This is a genomic window from Stenotrophomonas sp. Steno-Z4, from assembly GCF_056393145.1.
Map to the genome: position 1 here is coordinate 49,323 of NZ_JBWJPC010000009.1, position 15,717 is coordinate 65,039.

Annotated in this window: 10 protein-coding genes and 3 tRNA genes; 8 read left to right on the forward strand and 5 right to left on the reverse strand. The window is 67.2% G+C overall.

Annotated features, from left to right (window positions below):
• Positions 1-237 precede the first annotated feature (237 nt).
• The gene (gene asnB, locus AC06E7_RS17890) at positions 238-1,941 is read left to right on the forward strand and encodes an asparagine synthase B (protein ID WP_478065501.1); all 1,704 of its coding nucleotides are present in this window, start codon (positions 238-240) and stop codon (positions 1,939-1,941) included.
• 24 nt (positions 1,942-1,965) lie between these two features.
• Positions 1,966-3,360 carry a cation:proton antiporter domain-containing protein gene (locus AC06E7_RS17895; RefSeq protein ID WP_478065502.1) on the forward strand — a complete coding sequence of 465 codons (1,395 nt, stop codon included), beginning with the start codon at positions 1,966-1,968 and terminating at the stop codon, positions 3,358-3,360.
• A 52-nt stretch (positions 3,361-3,412) separates the two neighbouring features.
• Here AC06E7_RS17895 and AC06E7_RS17900 read toward each other — a convergent pair whose 3' ends face one another.
• Positions 3,413-5,782: a penicillin acylase family protein gene (locus tag AC06E7_RS17900; protein ID WP_478065503.1), complete on the reverse strand. Its 2,370-nt coding sequence runs from the start codon at positions 5,780-5,782 to the stop codon at positions 3,413-3,415.
• Positions 5,783-5,910: 128 nt separating this feature from the next.
• Here AC06E7_RS17900 and bfr point away from each other — a divergent pair, with 128 nt between their 5' ends.
• Positions 5,911-6,399: a bacterioferritin gene (gene bfr, locus AC06E7_RS17905; RefSeq protein ID WP_093533183.1), complete on the forward strand. Its 489-nt coding sequence runs from the start codon at positions 5,911-5,913 to the stop codon at positions 6,397-6,399.
• 114 nt (positions 6,400-6,513) lie between these two features.
• On the opposite strand, the gene parC is transcribed toward bfr, so the two are convergent.
• Positions 6,514-8,757 carry a DNA topoisomerase IV subunit A gene (parC, locus tag AC06E7_RS17910; protein ID WP_184127244.1) on the reverse strand — a complete coding sequence of 748 codons (2,244 nt, stop codon included), beginning with the start codon at positions 8,755-8,757 and terminating at the stop codon, positions 6,514-6,516.
• 203 nt (positions 8,758-8,960) lie between these two features.
• Here parC and AC06E7_RS17915 point away from each other — a divergent pair, with 203 nt between their 5' ends.
• Genes AC06E7_RS17915 through AC06E7_RS17930 form a run of 4 tightly spaced genes read left to right on the forward strand, consistent with a single transcriptional unit; the run spans position 8,961 to position 13,680 of the window.
• On the forward strand, positions 8,961-9,404 hold the full coding sequence (locus AC06E7_RS17915) for a MarR family winged helix-turn-helix transcriptional regulator (protein WP_068854598.1): 444 nt from the start codon (positions 8,961-8,963) through the stop codon (positions 9,402-9,404).
• The gene (locus AC06E7_RS17920; RefSeq protein ID WP_478065504.1) at positions 9,401-10,894 is read left to right on the forward strand and encodes an efflux transporter outer membrane subunit; all 1,494 of its coding nucleotides are present in this window, start codon (positions 9,401-9,403) and stop codon (positions 10,892-10,894) included. Before AC06E7_RS17915 ends, AC06E7_RS17920 begins: the two co-directional genes overlap by 4 nt.
• A gap of 10 nt (positions 10,895-10,904) precedes the next feature.
• A complete protein-coding gene (emrA, locus tag AC06E7_RS17925; protein WP_095363322.1) occupies positions 10,905-12,086 on the forward strand; it encodes a multidrug efflux MFS transporter periplasmic adaptor subunit EmrA in 1,182 nt (393 codons plus the stop codon).
• Positions 12,087-12,093: 7 nt separating this feature from the next.
• Positions 12,094-13,680, forward strand: coding sequence for a DHA2 family efflux MFS transporter permease subunit (locus AC06E7_RS17930; protein ID WP_068850548.1), 1,587 nt, complete (start codon positions 12,094-12,096; stop codon positions 13,678-13,680).
• A gap of 694 nt (positions 13,681-14,374) precedes the next feature.
• Here AC06E7_RS17930 and AC06E7_RS17935 read toward each other — a convergent pair.
• Together AC06E7_RS17935 and AC06E7_RS17940 are read right to left on the reverse strand one after the other, a co-directional pair.
• Positions 14,375-14,461, reverse strand: a tRNA-Leu gene (locus tag AC06E7_RS17935).
• A gap of 129 nt (positions 14,462-14,590) precedes the next feature.
• A tRNA-Leu gene (locus AC06E7_RS17940) sits at positions 14,591-14,677 on the reverse strand.
• Between the two features lie 99 nt (positions 14,678-14,776).
• On the opposite strand from AC06E7_RS17940, the gene AC06E7_RS17945 reads away from it, so the two are divergent.
• Complete coding sequence (locus AC06E7_RS17945; protein ID WP_478065505.1) at positions 14,777-15,460, forward strand: glutathione S-transferase family protein; 684 nt, start codon at positions 14,777-14,779, stop codon at positions 15,458-15,460.
• A 44-nt stretch (positions 15,461-15,504) separates the two neighbouring features.
• On the opposite strand, the gene AC06E7_RS17950 is transcribed toward AC06E7_RS17945, so the two are convergent.
• Positions 15,505-15,591: transfer RNA gene (locus AC06E7_RS17950), tRNA-Leu, on the reverse strand.
• Positions 15,592-15,717: the final 126 nt, after the last annotated feature.

Sequence of the window (15,717 nt, forward strand, 5' to 3'; positions counted from 1 at the left end):
AACAACGGTACGGTCGATCCATGTCCACGCTCCTGGCCACCGCCGTCACCACCAACAACCGCAATAACCTGCGCGCGAATAATCGTGCGCGGCCAATGCGGGACTGCGACCAGGGCTAGAACAAGCAACATACGCCCGGACCCCAGAAAACCCGCATCGGCCGATGCGGGTTTTTTTGTTTCTGGCCGGTCGAATGCAGGCATTACGTGTATTCCCCCATCATCAGGAGCTGTTCCCATGTGTTCGATCTTCGGAATGTTCGGCCTGCAGGCCGGCGATGACCTCACCGCGCTGCGCCGCCACGCGCTGGACCTGTCGCAACGCCAGCGCCATCGCGGCCCGGACTGGAGCGGGGTATACGTCGATGACGGTGCCATCCTGGTCCATGAGCGGCTGGCCATCGTCGACCCGGCCGGCGGCTCGCAGCCGCTGCTGTCCGAGGACGGCAGCCTGGCCCTGGCGGTCAACGGCGAGATCTACAACCACCGCGAACTCAAGGCCGAACTGGCCCAGCCGTATGCGTTCCAGACCGGCTCGGACTGCGAGGTGATCAACGCGCTGTACCAGCAGGATACCCCGGCGTCGTACCTGAACCGCCTCAACGGCATCTTTGCGTTCGCGCTGTGGGATCGGACCCAGAAGCGCGTGCTCATCGCGCGCGATCCGATCGGCGTGGTGCCGCTGTACTGGGGCCACGACAAGGACGGCCGCCTGCTGGTGGCCTCCGAACTGAAATCGCTGGTGGATACCTGCGCCGACGCCGCGCAGTTCCCGCCCGGCCACTGGTATGACAGCGCCACCGACACGCTCACCCGCTACTACGAGCGCCCGTGGCGCGACTATGACGCGGTGGAAGGCGTGGACGCTGATCGCGTTGCACTGCGTGAAGCGTTCGAGCGCGCCGTGCACCGGCAGCTGATGACCGACGTGCCCTACGGCGTGCTGCTGTCCGGCGGTCTTGATTCCTCGCTGGTAGCCGCCGTGGCTGCACGCTATGCCCGCCACCGCATCGAAGATGGCGACCAGAGCGAGGCCTGGTGGCCGCGCCTGCATTCGTTCGCCATCGGTCTGAAGGGCTCGCCCGACCTGGCCGCCGCTGCCATCGCCGCCGAAGCGCTCGGCACGGTCCACCACGGTTTCGAGTACACCTTCGAAGAAGGGCTGGATGCACTGCCCGACGTGATCCGCCACGTGGAAACCTACGACGTCACCACCATCCGCGCCTCCACCCCGATGTTCCTGCTGGCGCGACGGATCAAGGCGATGGGCGTAAAGATGGTGCTCTCCGGTGAGGGCAGCGACGAAATCTTCGGCGGCTACCTGTACTTCCACAAAGCGCCCAACGCCCGCGAATTCCACGAAGAACTGGTGCGCAAGCTGGATGCGCTGAACAACTACGACTGCCTGCGCGCCAACAAATCGATGATGGCCTGGGGCGTGGAGCCGCGCGTGCCGTTCCTGGACCGCGAGTTCCTCGACGTGGCGATGCGCATCGATGCGAAGCACAAGATGGTCGGGCAGGGTGCCGGTGGCGCGCGCCGGATCGAGAAAGCGGTGCTGCGCGAGGCGTTCGAAGGCTACCTGCCGGATTCGATCCTGTGGCGGCAGAAAGAGCAGTTCAGCGATGGCGTGGGCTATGGCTGGATCGATGGGCTCAAGGCGCACGCCGACGCCCAGATCAGCGACCGGGTGATGGCCGCAGCGGACAAGCGCTTCGTGCACAACCCGCCGCAGACCAAGGAGGCGTATTACTACCGCCACGTGTTCGAGCAGTACTTCCCGACCCAGGCCGCGGCCGAAACCGTGCCCGGCGGCAAGTCGATCGCCTGTTCGTCGCCGGCCGCGATCGCCTGGGACGCCAGTTTCGCGAGCATGGCCGACCCGTCCGGCCGCGCCGTTGCCGGTGTGCATGAGCAAGCCTTGGCCGGCGCTACCGGGTAACATTCCCCCTTCATGCATTGGGGAATGTTCATGGACGTACAGACCGGAGGCAGCGTGCCGCGGATGAAGTGGGGTTGGCATTACCTGGCCTGGGCCGGGATTCCGCTGGTCATCGGCCTGGCGCTGGCACGCTACGCCGGCCCCGAGCTGCCGGCCGTGGCCGCCAAGGCCGAACCGGTGGTGGGCAGCGACTGGGCCCACCACCTGGCCTCGCCGTTGGGCCTGTTCCTGCTGCAGCTGCTGGTGCTGCTCGTGGTCGCCAAGGGCGCGGGCGCGCTGCTGAAGCGGCTGGGCCAGCCGGCGGTGATCGGCGAAATGGCCGCCGGCCTGATGATGGGTCCGCTGGTGCTGGGGAGCCTGCTGCCGGGCCTGCACGGGGCGCTGTTCCCGGCCAGCTCGCTCGGCCCGCTGGGCATGCTCAGCCAGCTGGGCGTGCTGATGTTCCTGCTGGTGGCCGGTGCCGAGCTCGACCTGGGCGGGCTGCGCGGCCGCCGCCGTTTCGCCTTCACCGTCAGCCATGCCGGCATTGCCGTGCCGTTCGTGCTGGGCGTGCTGCTGGCGATCTGGCTGTATCCCGAACACGGGCCGCAGGGCGTGGGCTTCACCGCCTTCGCGCTGTTCGTGGGTATTTCGCTGAGCATCACCGCGTTCCCGGTGCTGCTGCGGATCCTCGCGGACCGCGGCATCACCCACACCCCGCTGGGACAGACCGCGATTGCCTGCGCGGCGCTCGGCGATGCCACCGCATGGTGCCTGCTGGCCTTGATCGTGGCCGCCGCCCAGGCCACCGGCTGGGTGCCGGCCAGCCTGAGCCTGCTGTGCGTGGTGGTGTTCATCGCGCTGATGCTGGGCGTGGTCAAACCGTGGTTCTCGCGCCAGGTCATCCAACCGGGCAGCGAAGGCCGCTGGCTGCTGGGCATGCTGCTGCTGTCGCTGGGCAGTGCACTGGTTACCGAAGTGCTGGGCATCCATGCGCTGTTCGGCGCGTTTGCGGCCGGCGTCGCCGTCTCGTCGAATGCGCAGCTGCGCGGGTTGTTGATCGCCCGGGTCGAGCCGTTCGCGGTGACCCTGCTGCTGCCGTTGTTCTTCGCCATGACCGGCCTGCGCATGCGCGCCGATGCGCTGCAGGGCAGCGACCTGCTGCTGTGCGCGGTGGTGATCGCGGTGGCCACGCTGGGCAAGCTGTTCGGCACCTGGAGCGCCGCGCGCAGCGCAGGCATGGGCAACCACGAGGCCTGGAAGCTGGGCGCGCTGATGAACACGCGCGGCCTGATGGAGCTGATCGTGCTCAACCTGGGCTACGAGCTGGGCTTCCTCGGCGACCGCCTGTTCGCGGTGCTGGTGATCATGGCGCTGGTGACCACCGCCATGACCGGCCCGTTGCTGAGCTGGATGGAGCGCCGGAAGGTGCGCGCGTAACCACCGGATGGCGGTACACGCGACGGCGTGCGCGACGGGGTAGAGCGGACTGTCAGTCCGCTTCCTTGCCGGGTTCCAGCACCAGCGTGTAACGCGCCTTGCCCGGCAGGAATGGCGTCGGCCTGCCGTGCACCCAATCTTCGTGGCCTGCGCCCCAGAACGGCGACAGCGGATGGCCGCTCTGGCCGCCGGGCATGTGGATGATCCCGTCGGCTTCATGGCCGGGCGATACCACCATGCGCTGCGAGGCACCGAAGGACGGGCCCTGCACGCGTGGCAGGTTGCTGTCGCCGGGCAGCGCATCGGCCGGCATGCACAGCCACGGCCGGGCGAAGGCGGGCAGGGCGCGGCTGATCGGGTGGCAGATGGCCGCCGTGTTGCGCTCGCCCCAGGTGCGCCTGGAGAGGTCCGCTCCCTTTTCCGCCAGCTCGGTCTCCGCCTGCCGCGCCGCATCGGCCAGCAGCGCGTTCCAGTCCGCGTACGGTGCCGGCAGGAGATGCGCGGGCTGTTCGCTCACCAGCGGCCACAGCACGCCCTCGACCTGCGCCAGCTTCGGCTCCAGGTAGTCTTCGCCCAGCGATTGCTTCGCCGGCGCGAGCAGCGCAGTGGTGATGATGTCCTGCACCTTGCTGCGGAAGCCGCGTGCGATCCGGTAGCTCACCGCCTCGGCCGACGCGTGGCCTTCCCACTGCCGGCTGGCTGCCTCCAGGCGCTTCAATGCCGGGTCATCGCTGTATTCGACCACCTGCCGCAGCAGGGTCCACCAGCGTTCAAGGAATACCGCGCGGTCGTCCAGCTGGATCGCCAGCAGGTCGCGTTCGCTGAAATGCTGCTTCGCGTTGAGGTCGTCGCGGATCTGCCGGCCACGCGCGCCCAGGTCGTAGCCGGCGTTGCCGGCCACTGCCAGGTCGGCGCCATCCAGCACGCGGCCGTTGGCGGTCCACAGCCGCTGGCCGGGCGGATCTACCAGGGCGGGCGACTGGTCGCTGCGGATCGCCCACGGCGCGCAATGGGCCGGTGCGACGGTGGTGAAGCCGCTGGGCGGGCAGTCCGCCGCGCGATCCGGGCGCGCGCCGATCAACCGCCAGGCGATGCGGCCCTTCGCGTCGGCCAGCAACAGGTTCTGGGTGGGAATGCCGGCGCGGTCGGCGATCTTCAGCGCGTCGTCGAGGTCACCGGCCCGCGCCATGTCGGCGAACGCCATGCTGACCGCGCCCGGCAGCTGTGCGGTCCAGCGCAGCGCTTCGCCGCTGCCATCGGCGCGCTCGTGCAGGATCGGGCCCCACGCGGTTTCGCGCACGCGCAGGCTGACGTCGGCCCCGCCGGCCACCCGGATGCGCTCTTCGTGCACCTGGACGCCTTCCGCGCCTGCGGGAACGGGCATGAAGTCGGCGTTGTCGATGTAGCTGTTGGTGAAGCCCCAGGCCACATGGCCGTTGCTGCCAACCACGATCGCCGGCAACCCGGGCAGCGAGAAGCCGCTGACATCCACCTGGCCGTCCGGCGCGCCCGGGTCGGGGTAGCGCAGGCGGACCCGGAACCACAGGTTCGGCGCACGCAGGCCCAGGTGCATGTCGTCGGCGAGGATCGCGCGGCCATCGGCAGTCAATGCGCCGGCCACCGCGAAGTTGTTGCTGCCATGCACGTCCTGCCCGGCGCGGTCGGTGGTGCCCTCAGGTGCGGTGGGTAACGACCGGTGGTCGTTATGCAATTGGAGCGCATCGGCGGGCGGCAACAGCGCATTCCCACGCGCCTCGCCAAACAAGGGCGCATCCCATTCGCTGCCGTCGTGGCTGAGCAGCGCGTACAGCGCCGCTGGCGCCACCTCGCGGATCCGGCGCATGGCCAGCTCGTTCTCGTTGGTGGGGTCCTGCAGGTCCGCGTACATGGCCAGCCCGGCCAGCACCGAATCGGTGGCGGTCCAGGCGGTCGGTTGCTGGCGCAGCAGCAGGTACGGCCAGGGGCGCACGCGCAGGCTGCCCAGGCCGCGGTTGACGCCTTCCACGTAGGCCTGCACCACCTGCGTGCGCTCGCCCAGTGCCTGTGCAAGGTGCGCATCGGTGCGGGCACGCAGGCGGTGCACCCGCATGCGCTGGTCGGTGGCTACGGCGGCGGACCCGAACAGCCCGGACAGCTCGCCGGCTGCCGCGCGGCGCATCAGGTCCATCTCGAAATAGCGCTCCTGCGCATGCACCAACCCCAGTGCCCGCATCGCATCGGCCTCGCTGCCGGCATCGATGGTGACCACGCCCAGCGCATCGCGGCTGACGCTGACCCTGGCCTGCAACCCGGTCACGGACTGTTCGCCTTCCAGCGCCGGCAGGCTGCCGCGCAGCAGGAACCAGGCCACGCCGATCACGACGACCACGATCCCGACCAGCACCCCGAACGCCCACGCACCCCGTTTCAGCCAACGACGCATCCCACTCTCCCCGAAGAAGGTCATGCAGGCCACCCCCACCTGCGCCTGCGCATGCAACTGATTCCGATTAGATCACGGCGATCCGGGATAGGGCACCATGGCTCCCATCGATTCACAGGAGCTCCCCAATGAAAGGCCATCCCGACGTCATTGAATGCCTGAAGGAACTGCTGCGCGGCGAACTTGCCGCGCGCGACCAGTACTTCATCCACTCGCGCCGCTACGAGGACCAGGGTCTGTTCGCGCTGTACGAGCGCCTCAACCACGAGATGGAGGAGGAGACCCAGCACGCCGACGCGCTGCTGCGCCGCATCCTGTTCCTGGGCGGCAACCCCGACATGCGTCCGCACGGCTTCGAGCCGGGCGTGACCGTGGAGGAAATGCTGCAGAAGGACCTGGACACTGAATACAGCGTGCGCAACAACCTGGCGGCCGGCATGAAGCTGTGCGAACAGCACCAGGATTACGTGAGCCGCGACATGCTGCTGGTCCAGCTCAAGGACACCGAAGAAGACCACGCCTGGTGGCTGGAACAGCAGCTGGGCCTGATCAAGCGCATCGGCCTGGCCCTGTACCAGACCAGCAAGATGGACGCGAAGGGCACCGCCGCGCATTGAGGTGCCGGTAGCGCCCGACCGTGGGTCGGGCGGAACCCACTGCCAGCCAGCCACAAGCCAGCCAGCGATGGATACAAAAAAAACCGGGGAAATCCCCGGTTTTTTCTTGGGCGATCATTCCACCGACAACCCTTCCACCTTCTGCCACCCACGCGGCAGCAGGTGCCCGCGGCTGGCGCGGCTGCCGAGGTAGGCCTCCAGGTCCTTGTACGACAGGTTCATCGTGCGCTGCCCGCTGCGCACCAGCAGCGTGTTGCCCGGGCCCACTGCCACCACCGCGACCACGCGCTCGGTGGCCAGCTTGGCCTTGGGGATCTCGATGATCTTGTTGCCCTTGCCCTTGTCCAGTTCCGGCAGGTCGCTGGCGGGGATGGCCAGCAGGTTGCCCGAGCTGGTCACCGCCACGATGCGGTCGGTGTCCGGATTGGCGACCACGGCCGGGGTCAGCACCTTCGAACCGGAGGTGAGGTTGAGCATCGCCTTGCCGGCCTTGTTGCGCCCGGTCAGGTTCTCGAAGCGGGTCACGAAGCCATAGCCATGCGTGGAGGCCAGCACGAAGCGGGTGGCGTTTTCGCCGCTGGCCAGGGTCATGAAGGCACTGCCCGGCGCCGGCGAGAAGCGGCCGGTGAGCGGCTCGCCGTTGCCACGTGCCGAGGGCAGGGTATGCACCAGCGTGGAGTAGGCGCGGCCTTCGCTGTCCAGGAACGCCACCTGCTGCGTGCTGCGCGCACGCACCGAACCCAGCAGGGCATCGCCGTCGCGGTAGGACAGGGTGGACGGGTCCATGTCGTGGCCCTTGGCCGCGCGGATCCAGCCCTTTTCGGACAGCACCACGGTCATCGGCTCGCTCGGCACCAGCTCGGTTTCGTCGATCGCCTGCGCCGCGCCACGCTGCACCAGCGGCGAACGGCGCGCGTCGCCGAACTTCTTCGCATCGGCCACCAGCTCGTCGCGGATCAGCTTGCGCAGCTTGGCCTTGCTGTCCAGGATCGACTGGATCTTGTCGCGTTCCTTGGCCAGCTCGTCCTGCTCGCCGCGGATCTTCATTTCTTCCAGGCGCGCCAGCTGCTTGAGCTTGGTTTCCAGGATGTATTCGGCCTGGTCGTCGCTCAGGCCAAAGCGCGCGATCAGCGCCCGCTTGGGTTCGTCCTCGGTGCGGATGATGTGGATCACTTCATCCAGGTTGAGGAACGCCACCAGCAGGCCTTCCAACAGGTGCAGGCGACGCTCGACCTTTTCCAGGCGGTGGGTGAGGCGGCGGGTCACGGTGGTACCGCGGAACTGCAGCCATTCGCTGAGCAGCATCTTCAGGTTCTTCACCTGCGGACGCCCGTCCAACCCGATCACGTTGAGGTTGACCCGGTAGCTGCGCTCCAGGTCGGTGGTGGCGAACAGGTGGCCCATCAGCTGTTCGGCATCGACGCGGTTGGAACGCGGCACCAGCACCACCCGCACCGGGTTGGCATGGTCGGATTCATCGCGGATGTCTTCCAGCCACGGCAGCTTCTTGGCGCGCATCTGCGCCGCGATCTGCTCGATCACCTTCGACGGCGAGACCTGGAACGGCAGCGCGTTGATGACGATGTTGGTGCCGTCCTTGAAGAACGTCGAGCGTGCACGCACGCTGCCGTAGCCGGTTTCGTACATGGTGCGCAGGTCGGCGGCCGGGGTGATGATCTCGGCCGCGCTCGGGTAATCCGGGCCCTTCACGTGTTCGAGCAGGTCGCCGATGCTGGCCTCTGGATCATCCAGCAGGTGCAGCAGCGCGCTGACGATCTCGTTGAGGTTGTGCGGCGGTACGTCGGTGGCCATGCCGACGGCAATGCCGGTGGTGCCGTTGAGCAGCAGGTGCGGCAGGCGTGCCGGCATCCAGGTCGGCTCTTCCAGGGTGCCGTCGAAGTTCGGGGTCCAGTCGGTGGTGCCCTGGTTGATTTCGCCCAGCAGGACTTCGGCGATCGGGGTCAGCTTGGATTCGGTGTAGCGCATCGCCGCGAACGACTTGGGATCGTCGGTGGAACCAAAGTTGCCCTGGCCTTCGATCAGCGGGTAGCGGTACGAGAACGGCTGGGCCATCAGCACCAACGCTTCGTAGCAGGCGCTGTCGCCGTGCGGATGGTACTTACCAATGACGTCGCCGACGGTACGCGCGGACTTCTTCGGCTTGGCGGCGGCGTTCAGCCCCAGCTCGCTCATCGCGTAGATGATGCGGCGCTGCACCGGCTTGAGGCCGTCGCCGATGAACGGCAGCGCACGGTCGAGCACCACGTACATCGAGTAGTCCAGGTACGCCCGTTCAGCGTATTCACGCAGGGGCAGCTGTTCAAAGCCGTGGAAAGCGGGGCGGGCTAGATCGGTCATGCGGGATTGTTACCTGTGGCAAGGGACGGCGACGGCTGTCGCCCTCGCAGGCGGTCGATTATCCGGATGCGGCGTGGGATGCCAAGCGATGTGAAGGAATCGGGGCCGGGCCGTTGTCCTGAATGGGGCAACACTGCATTTCCTTCCAGATTAAATATTTCCATTGAGAAATATATTTTCCGGAAGTAAAGTGCGTCCCCATGATGATCTGCCCCGATACCACGCCGCCCAGCCTGGGCCTGCTGCTGCGCCAGGTGCGTGACGGCCTGATGCGCCAGCTGGACGTTTCCATGGCCGAGGAAAACCTCGATATCGGCTTCACCCACTACCTGGGGCTGAAGGTGCTGTCGTTCCGCGCGCCCTGTACCGCCAACGAACTGGCCCAGGCCCTGGACCAGGTGCCCAGCGCGGTCACCCGCCTGCTGGACAAGCTGGAAGCGCTGGGCTGCGTCCGCCGTGAACCGCATGCGCAGGACCGGCGTGCGCTGCAGATCGTACTGACCGACGAGGGCCGCCAGCTGTGGGCCCGCCTGAAGCAACGCGGCGACGCGGTGATGGACGACGCCATGCGCGACCTGTCCGCCGACGAGCGCGCGCTGCTGCTTTCCCTGTTGACCCGTGTCCGCGACTCTCTGATTACGCCATGACTTCCATACCTGATCGCACCTCATCGCTGCGCCCGCTGCGGCCGGCGCTGCTGTCCGTGCTGGCGCTGGCGCTGGCTGCCTGTGCCAGCACCGGCGGCCTGCAACCGCACGGCCAGCTGCTCGACGCCGACAGCCTGCAGACCCAGCGCACCCTGGCCGGCCACACCCTGAGCCCGTCGGCATTCCCGGCCACCGACTGGTGGCGGGCGCTGAACGACCCGCAGCTGGACGCCCTGATCGCCGAAGGCCTGCAGCGCAATCCGGGCCTGGAGGCGGCCGATGCGCGCCTGCGCCAGGCGCGTGCCCAGATCGGCACCGCGCATGCCGACCGCCTGCCCAGCGTGTCCGCTTCCGGCGGCTACACCGGCGTGCGCCTGCCCGAATCGATGGTGGGTGACGAACTTGGCGGCAGCTATGCCGGCAGCGGCCAGGCCTACCTCAGCGTCAGCTACGGGGTGGACCTGTGGGGCGGCAAGCGTGCTGCGTGGGAGGCCGCGGTGGACAGCGGGCATGCCGCGGCCGTCGACGCGCAGGCCGCGCGCCTGAACCTGTCGGCCGGCATTGCCGAAGCCTACACGCAGCTCGGCTATGCCTGGCAGCTGCACGATGTGGCCAGCGAAGAGCTGGACCGCTCGCAGAAGACGCTTGACCTGACCCGCCAGCGTCGCGCGGCCGGCATCGACAGCGACCTGCAGACCCGCCAGGCCGAAGCCCGCATTCCGGCCGCGCAGCAGCAGCTGCAGGCCGCGCAGCAGCAGATCGACGAGGCCCGCACCGCGCTGGCCGCGCTGGTCGGGCAGGGCCCGGACCGTGGCCTGCAGATCGAACGCCCGCAGCCGCTCAACCCGCTGGCACTGCAGCTGCCGGGCGTGCTGCCGAGCGAACTGCTGGGTCGTCGCCCGGACATCGTCGCCGCACGCTGGCGGGTCGAAGCGGCCGGCCGCGAGATCGACGCGGCCAAGGCGAAGTTCTATCCCAGCCTCAACCTCACCGCGCTCGGCGGCGTGGTCGCCAGCGAAGTGGACCAGCTGCTCAAGAGCGGCTCGACCTTCGCCTTCATCGGCCCGGCGCTGAGCCTGCCGATCTTCGACGGTGGCCGCCTGCGTGCCAACCTGGACAAGACCGACGCGCAGTACGACCTGGCCGTGGCCGACTACAACCAGTCGGTGGTCACCGCATTGCGTGAGGTGGCCGACCAGGTCAACGCGGTGCGTTCGCTGGCCGACCAGGCCGCCTCGCAGGCGCAGGCGGTCAGTACCGCGCGTGCCGCCCACGCGTTGGCGCAGCAGCGCTACAAGGCCGGCATCGGCAGCTACCTGGACGTGCTCAGCGTGGAAGCGCAGCTGCTGCAGTCGCAGCAGCAGCTGGCGTCGCTGCAGTCGCGCCAGATCCTTGTTTCGGTTCGGCTGAGCCAGGCGCTGGGCGGGGGCTTCACCCCGTCCGGCGACACCGCCACGCTCGCCACCGCCCCCGAATCCACGCATTCCTGAGAGTCCTCCCATGAGCCAGACTTCCGCTCCTGCTGCCGCACCGGCAGCCCCTTCCCGCCGTGGCAAGCTGCTGCGCGGCCTGTTGGCCATCGTGGTGCTGCTGCTTGCCGCTGCGGCGCTGTGGTACTTCATGTTCGGCCGCTGGTTCGAAGAAACCGACGACGCCTACGTGCAGGGCAACCAGGTCCAGATCACTCCGCTGGTGACCGGTACCGTGGTGGCGATCAACGCCGATGACGGCATGCGCGTCGAGCGCGGCCAGCTGCTGGTGCAGCTGGACCCGGCCGACACCGAAGTGGCGCTGCAGCAGGCCCGCGCCAACCTGGCCCGGACCGTGCGCCAGACCCGTGGCCTGTACCGCAGCGTGGAAGGCGCGCAGGCCGAACTGAGCGCGCGCCAGGTCACCCTCAACCGTGTCCGCGAAGACTTCGCCCGCCGCAAGGGCCTGGCCGCCACCGGCGCCATCTCAGATGAAGAGCTGGCGCACGCCCGCAACGAGCTGGCCGCCGCCGAAGCGGCCGTGGCCGGCTCGCGCGAAACCTTCGAGCGCAGCAACGCGCTGGTCGACGACACCGTGATCGCCACCCAGCCGGACGTGGAAGCGGCTGCCGCGCAGCTGCGCCAGGCCTACCTCAACAACGCCCGCGCCGGCATCGTCGCGCCGGTCAGCGGCTACGTGGCCCGTCGCTCGGTGCAGGTGGGCCAGCGCGTGCAGCCGGGTACCGCGCTGATGGCGGTGGTGCCGACCGAACAGATGTGGGTGGAAGCCAACTTCAAGGAAACCCAGCTGCGCCACATGCGCCTGGGCCAGGAAGTGGAGCTGCGCTCGGACCTGTACGGCGGTGACGTGAAGTACAAGGGCCGCATCGACAGCCTGGGCCTGGGCACCGGTTCGGCGTTCTCGCTGCTGCCGGCGCAGAACGCCAGCGGCAACTGGATCAAGATCGTGCAGCGCGTGCCGGTGCGCATCGCCATCGATGCCAAGCAGCTGGCCGACAATCCGCTGCGCATCGGCCTGTCGATGAAGGCGGAAGTGAGCCTGCGCGACCAGAAGGGCACGGTGCTGCCGACCACCACGGCCAAGGGCCAGGTGTTCGACACCGACGTGTATGCCAAGCAGCTGCACAGCGCCGACGACGTGATCCACGAGATCATCCAGAGCAACCTGCCGCGCACGGCAAAGGCAAGCTGAGGCCACCATGTCCGCACAAGCTCCCGCCGCGCCCGGCCTGCCGGGCGCGCCGTCGGCGCCAGGTGCGACCGGCGCGTTCCGGCCGGCCAACGTGGCGTTGTGTACGGCAGGCCTGGCCATGGCCTCGTTCATGCAGGTGCTCGACACCACCATCGCCAACGTCTCGCTGCCGACCATCGCCGGCAACCTCGGCGCCAGTTCGCAGCAGGCGACCTGGGTCATCACCTCGTTCGCGGTCAGCACGGCCATCGCGCTGCCGCTGACCGGCTGGCTGAGCCGCCGCTTCGGTGAAACCAAGCTGTTCATCTGGGCCACGCTGTCGTTCGTGATCGCGTCGCTGCTGTGCGGCCTGGCGCAGAGCATGGGCATGCTGGTGGTATCGCGTGCGCTGCAGGGTTTCGTGGCCGGTCCGATGTACCCGATCACGCAGTCGCTGCTGGTCTCGATCTACCCCCGCGAGAAACGCGGGCAGGCGCTGGCGCTGCTGGCGATGATCACGGTGGTGGCGCCGATCTGCGGCCCGATCCTGGGCGGCTGGATCACCGACAACTACAGCTGGGAATGGATCTTCCTGATCAATGTGCCGCTGGGCATCTTCGCGGCGCTGGTGGTGGGCAACCAGCTGAAGGGCCGTCCGGAGCAGATCGAAAAGCCGAAGATGGACTACGTGGGCCTGATCACGCTGGTCATCGGCGTGGGTGCGCTGCAGCTGGTGCTGGACCTGGGCAACGACGAGGACTGGTTCAGTTCGCCGACGATCGTGGTGCTGGCCTGCATTTCGGTGGTGGCGCTGGCGGTGTTCCTGATCTGGGAACTGACCGACAAGGATCCGATCGTCGACCTGCGGCTGTTCCGCCACCGCAACTTCCGCGCCGGCACGCTGGCGATGGTGGTGGCGTACGCGGCGTTCTTCAGCGTGTCGCTGCTGATCCCGCAGTGGCTGCAGCGTGACATGGGCTACACGGCGATCTGGGCGGGCCTGGCGACGGCACCGATCGGCATCCTGCCGGTGATCATGACGCCGTTCGTAGGCAAGTACGCATCGCGGTTCGACATGCGCTGGATCGCATCGTTCGCGTTCGTGTTCCTGTCGTTCACCAGCTTCCTGCGTTCGGGCTTCAACCTGCAGGTGGACTTCGCGCACGTGGCGGGGGTGCAGCTGATCATGGGCATCGGCGTGGCATTGTTCTTCATGCCGGTGCTGCAGATCCTGCTGTCGGACCTGGACGGTCGCGAGATCGCGGCAGGTTCGGGCCTGGCCACGTTCCTGCGCACGCTGGGCGGCAGCTTCGCGGCATCGCTGACCACGTGGCTGTGGGCGCGCCGTACGCAGGAACACCATGCGCACCTGACCGAAAGCATTTCCGGCTACACGCCGGGCATGCAGGAGAAGGTGGCCGCGATGGGGCAGGGCGACCTGCAACATGGTGCAGCGGCGTTGAACAACATCATCAACCACCAGGCATCGCAGATGGGCTTCAACGACATCTTCTTCCTGCTGGGCTGGATCTTCCTGGCCATCATCGCGTTCCTGTGGCTGGCCAAGCCGCCGTTCGGCGCCGGTGCCGGCGCGGCGTCTGCCGGCGGGCATTGATGGTGTGAGCTGCTGAAACGAAAAACCCCGCTGAAGAGCGGGGTTTTTTGTTGTGTGCTGCTGATGGCGAACAGCGAACAGCGAACAGCGAACAGCTAACAGCAGCGTTTCAGTTCTTCCGAGCTGGGGAGGCCGACGGGCAGCCCCTTACGGGACACGCCGTAAATACATCCTTGTAGGCTTGGCAAAAACATCCATGTTTTTGACAGTCCCTACAGGGGCTGCCCGCCGGCCTCCCCCGACAGATGGTCGCGTGCGGAAACGAAGAGCAGCCACGCATGGCGTGGCTCTACGCGGCGGGTAGGCGAATGGGGCCGGTTACGCGGCTGGTACGCAGACCGAACTTGGCGGTAGCGTCGGTTCCCGAACGACGGCACGGAACTCCACCGCGTCCGGTAACGCAGGAAAATGATCGGCACTGCCATTGATCTTCCATGGCCACCAACACACCGTCGAGGGTCGGCGGGGGCGGGGGTACGGGGGCTTTGCGAAACATGGATGTTTCGCAAGAGCCTCCAGGGATGGATTCACGGCGCCCCCCGTACCCCCGCCGCCGCCGGCCAAGCTCAGGCCAACCGATGGTCACCGGCTGTTCGCCAGAATGCATGAAGCCGGGCACAGCCCGGCACCATGAAATCGAGAGTAATAGAAACGAAAAAACCCGCTTTCGCGGGTTTGATCATTTACTGAGTCATGGTGCCCAGGAGAGGACTCGAACCTCCACGAAGTTGCCCCCGCTAGCACCTGAAGCTAGTGCGTCTACCAATTCCGCCACCTGGGCGACTCAGGAGGAGAATTTTGCGGGAGAACCACGAATGTGTCAACAGGATGTCGAAGAAAATTTCCTGCGCGATCCCTGCCGCAGAAACGAAAAAACCCGCTTGCGCGGGTTTGATCATTTACCGAGTCGTGGTGCCCAGAAGAGGACTCGAACCTCCACGAAGTTGCCCCCGCTAGCACCTGAAGCTAGTGCGTCTACCAATTCCGCCATCTGGGCGACTCAGGGGGCGAATTATGCGGAAGCCGCCGGAGGCTGTCAATGCATGCGCGAACGCCGATTGGCATACTCGGCCCACACCAACTCCCTGGAGTTTCCATGGCACTGCCGATCCTGCACGCCCACCCGCTGTCGTCCTGTTGCCAGAAGGTACTGATTGCCGCCCGCGTGCTCGGCGTGGCCCTGGACGAGCGCATGGTGAACCTGGGCGACCCGGCCGATCGGGCGATGCTCCACGCCATCTCCCCGGCCGCGAAGATGCCCGTGCTGGTCGATCGGGGCCGGGCCGTTGCCGAGACCAGCATCATCATCGAATACGTGCAGCAGCACCTGGCCAGCGGCGCACGCCTCATTCCTGCTGATGCCGATGCTGCCCTGGCCGTGCGCTTCTGGGACCGGTTCTCCGACTTTTATGTGATGACCCCGATGCAGGCGCTGACTGCCGAACAGCTCAAGCCCGAAAGAGGGCGCAGCGAAGATGCAGCGCAGACTGCCCGGTCACGGCTGCTCGAAAGCTATGCCGCCATGAACCGCCAGCTCGAAGGCCGCACGTGGCTGGCCGGCGAAGGATTCAGCATGGCCGATTGTGCGGCGGCGCCCGCGCTGTTCTATGCCGTGGCCTATGTGCCGGTTCCCGGCACCGAGGTTCACCTGCTCGCCTATTTCGAACGCGTGATGGCGCATCCGGCGGTGGCCGCAGTGGTCGACGCGGCGCGGCCCTGGTTCAAGTACTTCCCGGGGCGGGCAGGGCTGTCGGCCCGGTACTACACACCCGAGGCCTGAAACGAAAAAACCCGCTTGCGCGGGTTTGATCATTTTCTGAGTCATGGTGCCCAGGAGAGGACTCGAACCTCCACGAAGTTGCCCCCGCTAGCACCTGAAGCTAGTGCGTCTACCAATTCCGCCACCTGGGCGACTCAGGGGGCGAATTCTGGGCAAGTCCGCAGGGGTTGTCAACGGTTTTGTTAATTTTCTTCACAATCCTGCATGGGCAGCGGCAATGACCCATTCTGCACACCGCCACGCGGTACCATGGGGGT